Origin of the sequence: Citrobacter sp. wls613 (assembly GCF_005281195.1) — a bacterium.
Classification (GTDB): Bacteria; Pseudomonadota; Gammaproteobacteria; order Enterobacterales; family Enterobacteriaceae; genus Citrobacter; species Citrobacter gillenii.
This window is the reverse complement of sequence record NZ_SZXN01000001.1, coordinates 67,597-83,702: the sequence shown is the minus strand read 5'-3', so window position 1 is coordinate 83,702 and position 16,106 is coordinate 67,597. Positions and strand designations below refer to the sequence as shown.

Below are 16,106 nucleotides of genomic sequence, written 5' to 3'. Positions count from 1 at the left end.
CAGCAAACAGAAGCCATTCGATATAATTAGTGCAACTTATCAGGAAGGCTGGATTGCTTCATCAATACCCGGCGTCAGAGTACGCCAGGAAATGAATATCCAGCCCTCTTCCGGAGAAATAAACGCTGCCGAACTTGTTTCAGTTATGGAACTGAAAACACCGGTTGTACTTCCCCGGACATCACTAATTCAGAAATGGAGAGTTATCATGAAAAATATCGTATTAGCATCTTTGCTGGGCTTTGGTTTAATTTCATCGGCCTGGGCCACTGAAACCGTGAATATCCATGATCGCGTCAACAATGCACAGGCTCCTGCTCACCAGATGCAGTCTGCTGCGGCTCCTGTCGGGATCCAGGGGACTGCACCTCGTATGGCCGGTATGGACCAGCATGAACAGGCCATTATTGCTCATGAAACCATGACGAACGGGTCGGCGGATGCGCACCAGAAAATGGTGGAAAGTCATCAGAAGATGATGGGAAATAACACGGTATCCACGACCGTCCCGTCAACGTCTTACGCGGCGATGAATGAGCATGAAAGAGCAGCGGTTGCCCATGAATTCATGAATAACGGGCAATCCGGCCCACATCAGGCCATGGCCGAAGCGCACCGCCGCATGATCAATGCAGGCTGAATGCGACGGTAGTATCCGTGCTGTTACCTTTTCCCTGATAGATTTTCCTGAAACAACGTTGCTACATTTTTGCCCCCCGTCAGGGGGCTTTTTTGTCTGACTCAGCTACACTTAACCGGTACCTGTCTGAAAGGAATTATTATAGGGGTCTGACGCTCAGTGGAACGAAAACTCACGTTAAGCGATTGTGGCTGAGAAAAACCAAAGGATCCGGCGAGGATCCTTTGGTGTGCTGACATGACCAGTTTCTTTTGGGATATTTTTTCCCTGCATGAAGTCCTTTATGTCCTGATCATAATGCCATTAAAAATTCTATGCTATGGCTTCGCTATTTTAGACATTCCCTAACAGCTTTGTCTAAATCCGCCACATAAATTGGGGTAGGATGCCCAGATTTCATTTTCCATACAGTATATCCTCCCTTTGTTGCTTTGCCGCGCAGCTCTGTCTGCTTTCCTTCTGTGATTGACCTGCTCCCCGTTGATTAGTACACCCCGATGTTAGTAATGTCTTCATAAGCCACATGAGGACATCCCCATGAAGAAGCGTTTTTCCGACGAACAGATCATCAGTATTCTCCGCGAAGCCGAAGCTGGGGTACCCGCCCGTGAACTCTGCCGCAAGCATGCCATTTCCGATGCCACGTTTTACACCTGGCGTAAGAAGTATGGCGGTATGGAGGTGCCTGAAGTTAAGCGCCTGAAGTCGCTTGAGGAAGAGAACACCAGACTCAAGAAGCTGCTTGCCGAAGCCATGCTGGATAAAGAGGCGCTTCAGGTGGCTCTTGGGCGAAAGTACTGACGACAGACCAGAAGCGGGAAGCCGTGATGTTGATGTGTGATGCGACCGGTCTGTCGCAACGTCGTGCCTGCAGGCTTACAGGTTTATCCCTGTCGACCTGCCGCTATGAGGCTCACCGTCCGGCTGCTGATGCGCATTTATCAGGGCGCATCACTGAGCTGGCACTGGAGCGCAGGCGTTTTGGCTACCGTCGTATTTGGCAGTTGCTGCGCCGTGAAGGGCTTCATGTTAATCATAAGCGCGTGTACCGGCTTTATCACCTCAGTGGCCTGGGCGTAAAACGCAGAAGACGTCGTAAAGGGCTGGCAACAGAACGTCTGCCGCTGCTCCGTCCGGCGGCGCCCAATCTGACCTGGTCGATGGATTTCGTCATGGACGCACTTTCCACCGGTCGCAGGATCAAGTGTCTTACCTGCGTCGATGATTTCACAAAGGAATGCCTGACGGTCACTGTTGCCTTTGGGATTTCAGGCGTTCAGGTCACGCGTATTCTGGACAGCATTGCACTGTTTCGAGGCTATCCGGCGACGATAAGAACTGACCAGGGGCCGGAGTTCACTTGCCGTGCACTGGATCAATGGGCCTTTGAGCATGGTGTTGAGTTGCGCTTAATCCAGCCGGGCAAGCCAACGCAGAACGGATTTATTGAGAGCTTTAACGGACGATTTCGCGATGAATGTTTGAATGAGCACTGGTTCAGCGATATCGTTCATGCCAGGAAAATTATTAATGACTGGCGGCAGGATTATAACGAATGCCGCCCGCACTCCACGCTGAATTATCAGACACCGTCTGAATTTGCAGCGGGCTGGAGAAAGGGTCATTCTGAGAATGAAGATTCCGACGTTACTAACTGAGTGTTGTATCTAATCGTGGGGGCAGGTCAGCCTGACCGTACTGCTGAATTCAAATCAATGATTAGATTGCCATACCACTGCATCATCTCCCTCCTTCCCTCTAGATACTGAGCATGGTTATACGTTCCACGAATTGAGTTCTTATCGACGTGAGCCAGTTGTAGCTCGATCCAAGCTGAGTTAAATCCCTGCTCATGCAAAATAGTACTCATCGTGTGGCGGAATCCATGCCCCGTAACACGCCCGGCATAGCCGATACGCCTGACCAGCACAGTCAATGCCATATCACTCATCGGTTTCTTTGGATTATTACGTCCTGGGAACAGCAACGTTCCCGCTCCCGTCATGGGTTTAAGCTGATTAAGCAAGTCAATTACCTGGCTTGATAACGGAACCAGATGAGGGCGGCGCATTTTCATGCGCTCTGCTGGCACGTTCCAAACCTTCCGCTCAAAATCAAACTCCTGCCACTCCGCTTGCCTCAATTCCCCAGGCCTTACTCCAGTCAAAATAAGTAATTGCATCGCTATTTTAACAAGTACACTACCTGCGTAGGTGTTCAGAGTTTGAAGAAACTCTGGCAATTCATCCTGGGTCAAAAAAGCATAGTGCTCTTTCTCATGGGGAGCTACTGCGCTGGCTAGATCAGGAGCTGGATTGTACTCAGCCCTGCCAGTCACAACGGCATACTTCCAGACCTCTCCACAACGCTGGCGAACCTTACGGACCTTCTCAGTTGCTCCTCGAACTTCTATCTTTGAAAGAACAGCAAGCAACTCCATCGGTTTGATATCTTTGATTGGCCGGTGACCGATATAAGGGAACACATCCTTTTCAAAGGTTCTCAACATTTCTTCGCGGTAGGAGACAGACCAGCGGTCATAGCGACGCTGATACCACTCCCGCGTGATAGCCTCAAAAGAGTTTTCTGCATCTTGTTGACGACTAAGTTTCTCAATTTTCCGTTCAAGAGAAGGATCGTTGCCAGCCGCTAATGTCCTTTTTGCATCCTCACGCTTATTTCTGGCTTCAGCTAAAGAAACATCGGGGTAAACGCCAATAGCGAGCAGCTTCTCTTTACCTAGCGAACGGTATTTGAGACGCCAGTATCTTTTACCGTTGGGATTAACCAGCAGGTAAAGACCACCACCATCAGCGAGTTTGTAGGGCTTATCTTTAGGTTTTGCAGTTTCAACCTGACGAGCTGTCAGCTTCATTGGGGGTACCTCTCAGCAGGGGGTACAATTATACCCCCATCCATACCCCCACATTGAGCTTGACCCTGGGGGAGTACAATTGAGTTCAATAGACTAATAGAATGCTATAACTGCTGATTTATCAAGGGAAAATTGAGTTTGGTAGACTTCAGAAGACTTGAGTTTGGAGCGGGCGAAGGGAATCGAACCCTCGTATAGAGCTTGGGAAGCTCTCGTTCTACCATTGAACTACGCCCGCATTGAAGTGCGTAAGGGATTATAAACCTTACACACTTCCTGGCAAGGGGCTGTTCGACTGACTGGCGATTAATTCACCGTCAGCATTTTGGCTTGCTGCCCTGCGGCGGCAAATAGCGCTGCGGATCGATAGCCGTAGCGCGATAACGGATCTGGAAATGCAGGCGCACCGAAGCCGCATCAGAGCTGCCCATGGTGGCAATTTTCTGCCCGGCTTTCACTGTTTGCCCGTTGTTAACCAACAGCGTATCGTTATGGGCGTAGGCGGTAATGTAATCTTCGCCATGTTTTATCATCACGAGGTTGCCGTAGCCACGCAGCTGATTGCCGACATAGACCACCTTCCCGGCTCCAGCCGCATAAACAGGCGTGCCGCGCGCGGCAGAGATATCAATCCCCTTGTTGCCACCTTCAGCCGTGGAGTATGGCAATATCACCTTCCCACTCGCTGGCCACTGCCAACAGCGTTGCCCTACCGGTGGCCAGGATGACTGTGGCACAGAAGAAGACGGTCTGACTGCTGCCGTTTTGGTGGAGGATTTCGATTTAGATTTTGTTTTCGCCGATGCCGTGCTGGTTTTCGCGCCACCGCTGACCTTAAGCTTTTGCCCAACTTCTATGGTATAGGGGGGAGAAATGTTGTTCAGGCGCGCGATCTCTTTGACGCTGGTCCCTGTCGCACGTGAAATACCATACAGCGTGTCTCCCCGCTTAACGGTATAGGTAGAACCAGAACCGGAATCAGATGAGCTTGAACATCCCGCGACGATCAGGCTGCTCAGCAACATTATTGTGATAACAAAGCGTTTTCTCATCAGGCGTCCCGCACTCAAAACAATTCCTCGCAACATTTTAAGACGCTTTATCATAGCAGTCCGATGCCGGATGCCAAATCATATCGCGGCACGAATCGTCCGTTCAGGCATTTCACACCGACGGATAATCAATCGGCCACAATTAGGCATATAATAGTGATGCTCAAGATTAATGGTGGATGCGATGCGACAGGAACATGTCATTTTGTTGAATGAGCAGGACCAGCCCTGCGGAACACTGGAAAAGTATGCGGCGCATACCGCTACAACTCCCCTACACTCAGCCTTCTCCTGCTGGCTCTTTAACGACCAGGGCCAACTGTTGGTGACCCGGCGTTCGCTACACAAAAAAGCCTGGCCAGGCGTCTGGACTAACTCGGTCTGCGGCCATCCGCAGTCCGGTGAAACTACTGCAGACGCCATCATCCGTCGCGCTCGTTTCGAACTGGGTGTGGAGGTAGCCGAACTCACGCCCGTGTATCCTGATTTTCGTTACCGCGCTGCAGACCCCAGTGGGATTGTGGAAAACGAAGTTTGCCCGGTCTATGCCGCACGAGTTATCAGTGCGCGACGGCCAAACACGGATGAAGTAATGGATGAGCAGTGGAGTGAACTTGAGGATGTCTTACGTGCGCTGGATGCCACACCGTGGGCCTTCAGCCCGTGGATGGTAATGCAGGCCTCTAACGATAAAGCGCGCGAATTATTACGCGAGTTTGCTAACCGTAATTGATTGCCGGATGGCAACACGAAAGCGTTTTATCCGGCCTACAAATCATGCTTATCGTAGGCCGGAAAAGCGTGGCGCGATCCGGCATTTCACATCTTATTTAACCGGACGCATCGCCGGGAACAGGATCACGTCACGGATGGTATGGCTGTTGGTGAACAGCATAACCATACGGTCGATACCAATCCCCAGACCGGCTGTCGGCGGCAGACCGTGTTCCAGAGCGGTAACGTAGTCTTCGTCGTAGAACATCGCTTCGTCATCGCCCGCATCTTTGGCGTTAACCTGATCCTGGAAACGCTGCGCCTGATCTTCTGCATCGTTCAGCTCGCTGAAACCGTTACCGATTTCGCGTCCACCAATGAAGAATTCGAAGCGGTCAGTAATTTCCGGGTTGTCATCGTTACGACGAGCCAACGGAGAAACCTCTGCCGGGTACTCGGTAATGAAGGTCGGCTGAATCAGGTGCGCTTCCGCCACTTCTTCAAAGATCTCCGTCACGATACGACCCAGACCCCAGCTCTTCTCAACCTTGATGCCGATAGATTCAGCAATCGCTTTAGCAGAGTCGAAGTTGTCCAGATCCGCCATGTTGGTTTCCGGACGGTATTTCTGAATGGCTTCACGCATGGTCAGTTTTTCGAACGGTTTACCAAAGTCGAAGACTTCTTCGCCGTAAGGCACTTCGGTGGTTCCCAGAACGTCCTGCGCCAGCGTGCGGAACAGCGATTCGGTCAGTTCGATCAGGTCTTTGTAGTCCGCATAAGCCATATAGAGTTCCATCATGGTGAACTCTGGGTTATGACGAACGGAGATGCCTTCGTTACGGAAGTTACGGTTAATTTCGAACACACGTTCGAAGCCGCCAACCACCAGACGCTTGAGGTACAGTTCCGGCGCAATACGCAGGTACATGTCCAGATCCAGCGCGTTATGATGGGTGATGAACGGGCGTGCAGCGGCACCACCAGGGATCACCTGCATCATCGGGGTTTCCACTTCCATAAAGCCACGGCCAACCATGAACTGACGAATACCCGCCATGATCTGTGAGCGCACTTTAAAGGTGTTGCGAGATTCATCGTTAGAGATGAGATCCAGGTAGCGCTGACGGTAACGCGCTTCCTGATCCTGCAGGCCGTGGAATTTGTCCGGCAGCGGACGCAGCGCTTTAGTCAGCAGACGCAGCTCGGTGCAATGGATGGACAGCTCGCCGGTTTTAGTCTTAAACAACTTACCTTTCGCGCCGAGGATATCGCCCAGATCCCATTTTTTGAACTGCTCGTTGTAAATGCCTTCCGGCAGATCGTCACGCGCAACGTACAGCTGAATGCGGCCACCAACGTCCTGCAGCGTAACGAATGAGGCTTTCCCCATAATGCGGCGGGTCATCATACGACCGGCAACGGATACCTCAATGTTCAGCGCTTCCAGCTCTTCGTTTTCTTTCGCGTCGAAGTCAGCGTGCAGTTGGTCTGAGGTGTGATCGCGACGGAAATCGTTCGGGAACGGGATCCCCTGCTCGCGCAGGTTAGCCAGCTTCTCACGGCGCGTTTTCAGTTCATTGTTAAGGTCGGCTACCGCGTCAGCGCCCTGTGCGTGTTGTTCAGACATGTTGGTTCCTCATAACCCTGCTTTCAAACTTGCTTCGATAAATTGATCCAGGCTGCCATCCAGCACCGCCTGCGTGTTACGGGTTTCAACCCCGGTACGCAGATCTTTGATGCGGGAGTCATCCAGGACATAAGAACGAATCTGGCTACCCCAGCCGATGTCGGACTTGGTGTCTTCCATCGCCTGCTTCTCGGCATTCTTCTTCTGCATTTCCAGTTCATAAAGCTTCGCTTTCATCTGCTTCATGGCCTGGTCTTTGTTCTTGTGCTGGGAACGGTCGTTCTGGCACTGTGTCACAATCCCGGTCGGGATGTGGGTAATACGCACCGCAGATTCTGTACGGTTAACGTGCTGACCACCCGCACCTGAAGCGCGGTAAACATCGATGCGCAGGTCTGCCGGGTTGATTTCGATATCAATGTCATCGTCAACTTCCGGGTAGACAAATGCAGAGCTGAACGACGTATGGCGGCGACCGCCGGAGTCAAACGGACTCTTACGTACCAGGCGGTGTACGCCGGTTTCAGTACGCAGCCAGCCGTAAGCATATTCGCCAGCGATTCTGATGGTCACGGATTTAATACCCGCCACTTCACCTTCAGATTCTTCAATAATTTCAGTCTTAAAGCCGCGTGCTTCAGCCCAACGCAGATACATGCGCATCAGCATGCTGGCCCAGTCCTGCGCTTCGGTGCCGCCAGAACCGGCCTGAATATCGAGATAGCAATCTGCGCTGTCATATTCACCGGAGAACATACGACGGAACTCCAGCTGCGCCAGCTTTTCTTCCAGCGTATCGAGTTCGGCAACGGCTTCGTTAAAGGTTTCTTCGTCGTCGGCTTCTATAGCCAGTTCTAACAGGCCGGAGACATCTTCCAGGCCCTGGCTCATTTGGTCGAGCGTGTCGACAATGGCCTCAAGGGAAGAACGCTCTTTGCCCAGCGCCTGCGCGCGTTCGGGTTCGTTCCAGACATCCGGCTGTTCCAGCTCGGCGTTTACTTCTTCCAGACGCTCTTTCTTGGCATCATAGTCAAAGATACCCCCTAAGAACGTCAGAGCGTTCCGTGAGGTCCTGAATGCGGTTATTTACCGGATTAATTTCAAACATGGTCTGTTTTCTTTTATTGGACGAGTCAAAATGCGGTTATAAGAGCGGGATTGTAACCAATCCACGCTCTTTTTTATAGATATAGTGACGCTAAAGTGGCCAGATATTATCGATAATAATTTGCAATGAGCGGTTGCCGCGAAACTCGTTAATATCTAGCTTATAGGCCAGCGTGACTTCACGAACGCCGTTATCCGGCCAGATAGCGGTATCAACATTAAACGCAATACCGTCCAGCAGCGGTCCGCCGTCGACGGGCTCAACCATCACCTTCAGATGACGCTCGCCAACCAGACGCTGCTGAAGCAGGCGAAAGCGCCCGTCAAACAGCGGCTCCGGGAACATTTGCCCCCAAGGTCCTGCATCACGCAGCATTTGTGCGACGTCCATGGTCATCTCCGCCGCACTTAGCGGGCCATCGGAGACCACTTCGCCCTGCAGTAAGGCAGGATCGAGCCACTCGGTCACCAGCTCACCAAAACGCTGCTGGAAGCACTCAAACTGTGCTTCTTCCAGCGATAATCCTGCCGCCATGGCGTGGCCGCCGAACTTAAGGATCATGCCCGGGTAAAGGGTATCCAGTCGCTCCAGTGCATCTCGCATGTGCAGGCCCTGAATCGAGCGCCCCGACCCTTTAAGGGTGCCGTCTCCAGCTGGTGCGAAGGCGATCACCGGACGGTGAAAACGCTCTTTAATGCGTGACGCCAGGATCCCTACCACGCCCTGATGCCACTCGGGGTGATACATCGCCAGCCCGCCAGGCAGCGTCTCGCTGCTGCGCTCAAGCTTCTCGCACAGGGTCAGCGCTTCCGTCTGCATGCCCTGCTCTATCTCTTTCCGCGTCTGGTTGAGCGCGTCCAGTTCACTGGCAAGCACCCGCGCGTCGCCAATGTTGTCGCACAGCAACAGCGCCACGCCAACTGACATATCATCCAGGCGGCCTGCCGCATTCAGGCGTGGCCCCAGCGCAAAGCCTAAATCGCTGGCAGCCAATTTCTGCGGGTCGCGATTTGAAATCTCAAGCAGCGCTTTAATGCCAGGACGACATTTCCCTGCACGAATACGGCTCAAGCCTTGCCACGTCAGGATGCGGTTATTAGCGTCCAGCGGGACAACATCGGCCACCGTACCTAGCGCAACCAGATCAAGCAGATCTGCGAGGTTTGGCGGGGTGATACCTTGCTCATCAAACCAGCCCTTATCACGAAGAAAAGTACGCAGAGCCAGCATCAGATAAAAAGCCACGCCGACGCCCGCCAGTGATTTCGACGGGAACGTACAGTCGTGCAGGTTAGGATTAATAATCGCCACTGCGCCCGGCAGAGTATCGCCGGGCAGGTGGTGATCGGTAACCACTACCGGGATCCCCAGCGTTCTGGCATGTTCAACGCCGGCATGGGAAGAGATGCCGTTGTCGACGGTGACGATCAGCTGAGCGCCGCGGGCATGTGCCTGATCCACCACCTCCGGGCTCAAACCATAACCGTCTTCAAAACGGTTGGGCACCAGGTAGTCAATGTTGCTACATCCCAATGCTCGCATCGCCAGAATGCTCAGCGCCGTGCTGGTTGCGCCATCGGCGTCAAAATCCCCCACCACGATAATGCGGGTGCCTTCACGAAAAGCGTTATAGAGGATCTCCACCGCCTTTTCGACACCGCTCAATTGCTGCCACGGCAACATGCCTTTGACGCTACGCTCAAGCTCCTGCGCGCTACGCACACCGCGACTGGCGTACAAACGACGCAACAGCGGCGGCAGATCGGCAGGCAGGTCGCTAGTCTCGTCGGCTTCACGACGACGAAGTTGTATCTGTTGTTTCACGCGAATTATTTACCGCTGGTCTGTTTTTGGTGCGCGTCGAGGAACGCTTTCATCTCTTTCGGTCCCTGATAGCCAGGAACAACATAGCCATTGCTCAGAACGATCGCCGGCGTGCCGCTTACACCAAACTGCACACCCAGCGCGTAATGGTCAGCAATATCCACATTACAAGTTGCTGGCTTCACGCTTTTACCCGCCATGGCATCATCAAACGCTTTGTTTTTATCTGACGCACACCAGATGGATTTCATGTCCTGCTCGGCCTGGCTTTCCAGTCCCTGGCGAGGGAAGGCCAGATAACGCACGGTAATTCCCAGTGCGTTGTAGTCTTTCATCTCTTCATGCAGCTTGTGGCAATAGCCGCAGGTGATGTCGGTGAAAATGGTAATAACGTGTTTTTCCTGCGGCGCTTTATAGATGATCATCTCTTTTTCCAGCGCGTTCAGCTGCTTCATCAGCAGTTGATTGGTGACGTTAACCGGACTTGCACCGCTCACGTCATACATCGGTCCCTGAATAATGTGCTTGCCGTCTTCGGTGACGTACAACACGCCGCTGTTGGTCAGTACAGTTTTCATTCCCGCAATCGGAGCAGGTTGAATTTCTGTGCTTTGTACACCCAGCTTCGTTAATGACTGACGAATCGCCGCGTCGTCTGCCTGCACCATGCCTGAAAACGCCGTCGCCAGCAGGGTGAGCATCATAAAACTTTTTTTCATAACCTATCCTTTCCTGTCAGCACTCACGCACGCGGGTGATGCTGTTGATGTAATTGACGCAAGCGCTCCGTTGCGACATGGGTATAAATTTGTGTGGTAGAGAGATCGCTATGACCTAGCAGCATCTGCACCACGCGCAAATCAGCGCCATGGTTAAGCAAATGCGTGGCAAAAGCATGCCGCAGTACGTGCGGCGACAGCTTCTCGCTGTCGATTCCCGCTAACACAGCATAGTGTTTAATTCGATGCCAGAAGGTCTGGCGTGTCATCTGCTGCGCACGCTGGCTGGGAAACAGCACATCAATGGAGACGCCATTGAGCAACCATGGTCGTCCGTGCTCCAGATAGGTTTCCAGCCAATACACAGCCTCTTCACCCAACGGTACCAGCCGCTCTTTATTACCTTTACCAATGACCCGCACAACGCCCTGACGCAGGCTGACATCACTCATCGTCAGCCCCACCAGCTCAGAAACGCGCAAACCGGTGGCATATAAGACTTCGAGCATGGCTTTGTCTCGGAGTTCCAGCGGCTGGTCAATCAGCGGGGTCTGCAGCAGTCGCTCGACCTGCGCCTCACTGAGATCTTTTGGCAAACGCTGTGGTAGCTTAGGTGAAGCCAGCGAAGCGCTGGGATCATCATCGCGGAATTTCTCGCGATAGAGATGTTGAAAAAATCGCCGCATTGCACTTAACAAACGCGCGGAACTGGTGGCTTTATACCCCCCCTCCATTCGCTCGGCCAGCAGTGCTTGCAGGTCATCGCTCTGTACCGTCGTCAGAGAAACACCGCGATGGTGTAGCCATTCAACAAGCATGGTTAGATCGCGACGATACGCACTTAATGTGTTTTCCGCCAGATTGCGTTCCAGCCACAGGGCATCAAGAAATTGCTCGATGCGCGCCAGATCTTGTTCCACTCGCGCCCCTTATTTCATTCTCATTTTTGATGCATTATGCCTCATTGTGCCGTGATTGCGGCGATTCTGATACACTACGCGCAACGCTACAGCAGAATTGAGACGTTTAGTAATGAACATGGGTCTTTTTTACGGTTCCAGCACGTGCTACACCGAGATGGCAGCAGAGAAAATCCGCGATATTCTTGGTCCCGAGCTGGTGACATTACACAACCTCAAGGATGATTCTCCGACCTTAATGGAGCAGTACGACGTGCTCATTTTAGGTATCCCAACCTGGGATTTCGGCGAAATCCAGGAGGACTGGGAAGCCGTCTGGGATCAGTTGGATGACCTCAACCTGGAGGGCAAAATTGTTGCTCTCTACGGCATGGGCGATCAGTTGGGTTACGGTGAATGGTTCCTGGATGCGCTGGGAATGCTGCACGACAAGCTGGTCACGAAAGGGGTGAAGTTTGTCGGTTACTGGCCAACAGAAGGCTACGAATTTACCAGCGATAAACCTGTTATTGCCGATGGGCAACTGTTTGTCGGCCTTGCCCTGGATGAAACCAACCAGTACGATCTTAGCGATGAACGCATCCAGGCATGGTGTGAGCAAATTCTTGGCGAAATGGCCGAACACTGGTCCTGAGCGTCTGCTGACTGACGGTGAAGGTCTGTAACCTTACCGTCAGCGCTATTTCTGCATTGACGGTTGTAATATCAACCGACGCAAATCCCGCCATTCAGCATCATCCATGCTGTCCGCCGCCAGCCACAGATGCTGACGCTTTCCTGTACTTGACCGCAAACGCAACATCATGCCCGTTTTTATCATCCAGGGTGCGCTAACAATCGACCACTCTTGCCCTTGCCAACGCAGGCGGCCATCCATCAATAGTCTAATCTCTCCCTGACAAGCGTTGATACGGCGCTGACTGCGCACGCAATCGAACACCACCAGAGAGAGCAAAATCAACCATAAAGGGGTGTAACTCAGTGGCCATGGCATCAATAAAATAAGCACCGCCACTAGCCCATGAATGAGCAACGAAATCCACTGTGCGCGCCAGGAGACGCGTAAATCAGATTGCCACTGGACCACGTTCCCGATTCCGTGTCTGGATAAGCCGTACCATTTGCTCCAGCTGTGCATCAGCCGGCTTCCCGTGATTCATCAACCAGTTAAATAAATCGGGGTCATCACATTCCAGCAAACGGATAAAAATGCGCTTTTCGTCATCACTTAAGTTGTCATACTCATGTTCGAAAAACGGCATGATCGAAATGTCCAGCTCACGCATACCGCGACGGCATGCCCAATGAATACGTGCTTTGTTGTTAATATCCATGTTCTTCTTCCTGTCTCGCGAAAACGAAGTACCCGGCTATTGTAACGTGTTTTTCACGCTCTTTTACGGGAATATCAGTAAACGGAAGCACGATCGCTAAATAAAACCACATTAAGTCAAAGGGTTCATCAATTATGGATGTCTCCTCGCAAAGCTTAAAATATGGCACAAATAGGATGTTTAAACCGCTTGCAATGGGCCATAGCTCTTTTACCATTAGTCATTATTACTGCGTTAAGCAAATCAGGACATTATTATGGCTTTTACATCTTTTCCTCCTCGTCAGCCTTGTGCGTCAACACGTTTGCCTCTGACGCTGATGACGCTTGATGACTGGGCACTCGCGACCATTACCGGCACCGACAGTGAGAAGTATATTCAGGGCCAGGTTACTGCTGATGTCAGTCAGCTGACCGAACATCAGCATGTGCTGGCTGCCCACTGTGATGCCAAAGGCAAAATGTGGAGCAACCTGCGCCTCTTCCGCCTGGGTGAAGGCTTCGCGTGGCTTGAGCGCCGTAGCCTGCGCGATGCCCAGCTTACCGAACTGAAAAAATATGCCGTCTTCTCAAAAGTGGTGATTGCACCGGACGACGAACGCGTGCTGCTGGGCGTTGCAGGATTCCAGGCGCGTGCCGCGCTGGACAATCTCTTTAGCGAACTGCCAACCCGCGATAAGCAGGTGATTACCGAAGGCTCTTCCACGATATTGTGGTTTGAACACCCGGCCGAACGCTTCCTGCTGATTACCGATGCAGCCACGGCGGAAACGCTGGTAGAAAAACTGCGTGGTGAAGCGGAGTTGAACAACAGCCAACAGTGGCTGGCGCTGGATATCGAAGCCGGTATCGCAGTAATTGATACCGCCAACAGCGGGCAGTTCATTCCACAGGCTACCAACCTGCAGGCCTTGGGTGGGATCAGTTTCAAAAAAGGCTGCTATACCGGTCAGGAAATGGTCGCACGGGCGAAATTCCGCGGCGCTAACAAACGAGCGCTGTGGACACTGGCAGGTTCAGCCAGCCGGGTGCCGGAAGCGGGTGAAGACCTGGAACTGAAAATGGGAGAGAACTGGCGCCGAACCGGCACCGTACTTGCTGCAGTACAACTGGCGGACGGTCAGGTACTGGTGCAGGTGGTGATGAATAACGACATGGAAGCCGACAGCGTATTCCGCGTGCGCGACGACGCGAAAACGCTGCATATAGTACCGCTGCCGTATTCGCTGGAAGAGTAAATCGCCAGGTAGCGACTTCACCTTACCGGGTCGAGGGTTTTGTAGGCCCGGTAAGCGCAGCGCCACCGGGCAATGATGATTACGCCTGCCCCACGTACAGATAGATGGCCAGGAAATGGCACACGCTGCCACCCAGCACGAATCCATGCCAGATTGCATGGTTGTAAGGGATACGTTTGCAGACGTAGAAAATGACGCCCAGTGAATAGACCACGCCACCTACAGCCAGCAGCGTTACGCCCCCAGCAGCCAGTTTAACCGCCAGTTGATACACCACAATCAATGACAGCCAGCCCATGGTCAGATAGGTCACCAGCGACAAAATTTTAAAGCGGTGGGCAATGGTCAATTTGAACAGAATACCGAGCAGCGCCAGGCTCCAGATCACCACCATCAGGCCACGCGCCAACGGTGAGTCCAGCCCCACCAGCAGAAATGGCGTATAGGTTCCGGCAATCAGCAGATAAATAGCGCAATGGTCGAATTTCTTCAGCCAGAGTTTCGCTCGCTGATGGGGTATCGCGTGATACAGGGTTGAAGCCAGGAACAGCAAAATCATGCTGCCGCCGTACAGGCTATAGCTGGTAATGGCCATAGCACTGGCATTGGTATCTACTGCCTGAACCAGCAACAGCACCAGTCCGATAATCCCAAACACCAGCCCAATACCGTGGCTGATGCTGTTGGCGATTTCCTCTGCCAGAGAATACCCCTGCGCAATTAATGGCTTCTGAACCATAGCTTACTCCCAAAAAACGAACACTTTCGTGATTGCGCTTCTAGCGTAACTGAGAATGGTTCCAGTGAACACATGTTAGCTAAAATAAATATCAACCAATAAATAACATATAAAAATCAATTAGTTATATTTTATTTTTCAGCTAACAAGTGTATTCCTTAAATTAAACGCATTTAAAATCAATCACATAAAACTGCGTCTGATTTGGATAGATCTCTGTAATCACGCGTTTAAGCTCATCAAGGGTCATATTTTCCTGCTGAGCATGTTTTTCACTCAGCGTATCCAACGTCACGGTCGAGGTGCCTACCACTTCTATAGTGCAGAAGTAACCGTCATCTTCGAAGCGTCCAACCCGCAGAATGTCTCCGGTTTTGAAGTGGGACTCAGACTCATCGCGAATAGTGATAGTCTTGCGTCCGGCCAGAATGTCATCCTGGAAACGCTGAAAAAAAGTGATGTCATTTGGCTGCATGTTATTATTCCCTGTAGATGAAGTCTGATGAGTGAGTATTGCCATTGTGAGTATGTTCTCCCACGCCGCCATCGCCAGTCTCAACAATCTTGAGATGTTGGTCTACAACTATGTCATCAAGAACCGTGACAAAGTCATGTACATGACCATTCGCGAACTGGCTGATGCCGTAGGGGTTTCAACCACCACCGTTCTGCGCTTTTGCCGCAAACTTAACTGTGAGGGCTACTCTGAGTTTCGCGTACGCTTTAAATTATATTTAGAGCAGAATGAACCGCAACAGGCTAATTTCGGTGCCAGCGAAATAATCAGCTTCTTTAAGGGCGTGAATAACGACGAATTCGACACATTACTCGATCAGGCTGTTGATATTATATTGTCCTCCGAGCGTATTATATTCGTTGGCGCGGGAACATCCGGCGCCTTAGCTAAATATGGTGCGCGATTTTTCTCAAATGTCGGGAAATTCAGCAACCATATTGACGATCCCTATTTCCCGGTGACCAATGATATGGCCCGAAACGCGTTGGCAATTGTCCTATCCGTCTCCGGCGAAACCGAGGAGATCCTGCGTTTCGCCAGCCAGTTTAGCCTCCACAACTGCAAAGTGTTGTCGGTTACCAGCCACGAGCACTCACGCCTGGCGAAACTGGCCGACTTTAACCTCTCCTGGCATGTGCCGCAAACCCGCATTGCGGGGGTCTATGATATAACCACACAAATCCCCGTAATTTATATTCTGGAGTCACTGGGTCGCAAACTGGCGAAAAAATTGGCATAAAAAAACAAACTGTTTTTTTGATGTAACAAATCACATTAAGCCTATTTTGTTATATCGT

Annotated in this window: 17 protein-coding genes and 1 tRNA gene; 6 read left to right on the top strand and 12 right to left on the bottom strand. The window is 51.8% G+C overall.

What is annotated here, in order from left to right:
- Positions 1–208: 208 nt before the first annotated feature.
- Positions 209–640 (top strand): silver-binding protein SilE, encoded by a 432-nt coding sequence (silE, locus tag FDX01_RS00435; protein WP_137399033.1) that lies wholly within the window; start codon positions 209–211, stop codon positions 638–640.
- A gap of 537 nt (positions 641–1,177) precedes the next feature.
- Positions 1,178–2,298 (top strand): IS3-like element ISSen4 family transposase gene (locus FDX01_RS00430; RefSeq protein ID WP_085950818.1). Its coding sequence is split into 2 segments (ribosomal slippage): positions 1,178–1,436 and positions 1,436–2,298, totalling 1,122 coding nucleotides; the frame shifts between segments, so codons are not numbered across the junction.
- A gap of 26 nt (positions 2,299–2,324) precedes the next feature.
- Here the strand turns inward: FDX01_RS00430 and FDX01_RS00425 are convergent.
- The 3 genes from FDX01_RS00425 to actS all read right to left on the bottom strand — a co-directional run bounded on the left by FDX01_RS00425 (position 2,325) and on the right by actS (position 4,591).
- Positions 2,325–3,515 carry a tyrosine-type recombinase/integrase gene (locus FDX01_RS00425; protein WP_048998164.1) on the bottom strand — a complete coding sequence of 397 codons (1,191 nt, stop codon included), beginning with the start codon at positions 3,513–3,515 and terminating at the stop codon, positions 2,325–2,327.
- Positions 3,516–3,679: 164 nt separating this feature from the next.
- A tRNA-Gly gene (locus FDX01_RS00420) sits at positions 3,680–3,753 on the bottom strand.
- Between the two features lie 79 nt (positions 3,754–3,832).
- Positions 3,833–4,591: an amidase activator ActS gene (actS, locus tag FDX01_RS00415; protein WP_168246980.1), complete on the bottom strand. Its 759-nt coding sequence runs from the start codon at positions 4,589–4,591 to the stop codon at positions 3,833–3,835.
- A gap of 160 nt (positions 4,592–4,751) precedes the next feature.
- Here actS and idi point away from each other — a divergent pair, with 160 nt between their 5' ends.
- Positions 4,752–5,300 (top strand): isopentenyl-diphosphate Delta-isomerase, encoded by a 549-nt coding sequence (gene idi / locus FDX01_RS00410; RefSeq protein ID WP_117342622.1) that lies wholly within the window; start codon positions 4,752–4,754, stop codon positions 5,298–5,300.
- A 93-nt stretch (positions 5,301–5,393) separates the two neighbouring features.
- Here the strand turns inward: idi and lysS are convergent, their stop codons facing one another.
- The 5 genes from lysS to xerD all read right to left on the bottom strand — a co-directional run bounded on the left by lysS (position 5,394) and on the right by xerD (position 11,482).
- Positions 5,394–6,911: a lysine--tRNA ligase gene (lysS, locus tag FDX01_RS00405; protein ID WP_096755805.1), complete on the bottom strand. Its 1,518-nt coding sequence runs from the start codon at positions 6,909–6,911 to the stop codon at positions 5,394–5,396.
- Between the two features lie 9 nt (positions 6,912–6,920).
- A protein-coding gene (gene prfB, locus FDX01_RS00400) for a peptide chain release factor 2 (protein WP_115257544.1) occupies positions 6,921–8,019 on the bottom strand; the annotation gives its coding sequence in 2 pieces (ribosomal slippage) (positions 6,921–7,943 and positions 7,945–8,019; 1,098 coding nt in all).
- Positions 8,020–8,109: 90 nt separating this feature from the next.
- Positions 8,110–9,843: a single-stranded-DNA-specific exonuclease RecJ gene (recJ, locus tag FDX01_RS00395; RefSeq protein WP_137399032.1), complete on the bottom strand. Its 1,734-nt coding sequence runs from the start codon at positions 9,841–9,843 to the stop codon at positions 8,110–8,112.
- A 5-nt stretch (positions 9,844–9,848) separates the two neighbouring features.
- On the bottom strand, positions 9,849–10,562 hold the full coding sequence (dsbC, locus tag FDX01_RS00390; RefSeq protein WP_096755802.1) for a bifunctional protein-disulfide isomerase/oxidoreductase DsbC: 714 nt from the start codon (positions 10,560–10,562) through the stop codon (positions 9,849–9,851).
- A 23-nt stretch (positions 10,563–10,585) separates the two neighbouring features.
- Positions 10,586–11,482, bottom strand: coding sequence for a site-specific tyrosine recombinase XerD (gene xerD / locus FDX01_RS00385; protein ID WP_096755801.1), 897 nt, complete (start codon positions 11,480–11,482; stop codon positions 10,586–10,588).
- A gap of 112 nt (positions 11,483–11,594) precedes the next feature.
- On the opposite strand from xerD, the gene fldB reads away from it, so the two are divergent.
- Positions 11,595–12,116 (top strand): flavodoxin FldB, encoded by a 522-nt coding sequence (gene fldB, locus FDX01_RS00380; protein ID WP_096755800.1) that lies wholly within the window; start codon positions 11,595–11,597, stop codon positions 12,114–12,116.
- A 45-nt stretch (positions 12,117–12,161) separates the two neighbouring features.
- Here fldB and FDX01_RS00375 read toward each other — a convergent pair whose 3' ends face one another.
- A complete protein-coding gene (locus FDX01_RS00375) occupies positions 12,162–12,569 on the bottom strand; it encodes a protein YgfX (protein WP_096755799.1) in 408 nt (135 codons plus the stop codon).
- Positions 12,550–12,816 (bottom strand): FAD assembly factor SdhE, encoded by a 267-nt coding sequence (gene sdhE / locus FDX01_RS00370; RefSeq protein WP_096755798.1) that lies wholly within the window; start codon positions 12,814–12,816, stop codon positions 12,550–12,552. The genes FDX01_RS00375 and sdhE overlap by 20 nt, the downstream gene beginning before the upstream one ends.
- A 256-nt stretch (positions 12,817–13,072) precedes the next feature.
- Between sdhE and ygfZ the strand changes: the two genes are divergently transcribed.
- Positions 13,073–14,053: a tRNA-modifying protein YgfZ gene (ygfZ, locus tag FDX01_RS00360; protein ID WP_115257540.1), complete on the top strand. Its 981-nt coding sequence runs from the start codon at positions 13,073–13,075 to the stop codon at positions 14,051–14,053.
- A 79-nt stretch (positions 14,054–14,132) separates the two neighbouring features.
- On the opposite strand, the gene FDX01_RS00355 is transcribed toward ygfZ, so the two are convergent.
- Complete coding sequence (locus FDX01_RS00355; RefSeq protein ID WP_096755796.1) at positions 14,133–14,792, bottom strand: hemolysin III family protein; 660 nt, start codon at positions 14,790–14,792, stop codon at positions 14,133–14,135.
- Positions 14,793–14,955: 163 nt separating this feature from the next.
- Positions 14,956–15,267 (bottom strand): N(4)-acetylcytidine aminohydrolase, encoded by a 312-nt coding sequence (yqfB, locus tag FDX01_RS00350; RefSeq protein WP_096755795.1) that lies wholly within the window; start codon positions 15,265–15,267, stop codon positions 14,956–14,958.
- 52 nt (positions 15,268–15,319) lie between these two features.
- Here yqfB and FDX01_RS00345 point away from each other — a divergent pair, with 52 nt between their 5' ends.
- Complete coding sequence (locus tag FDX01_RS00345) at positions 15,320–16,048, top strand: MurR/RpiR family transcriptional regulator (protein WP_115259901.1); 729 nt, start codon at positions 15,320–15,322, stop codon at positions 16,046–16,048.
- The last annotated feature ends 58 nt before the right edge of the window (positions 16,049–16,106 follow it).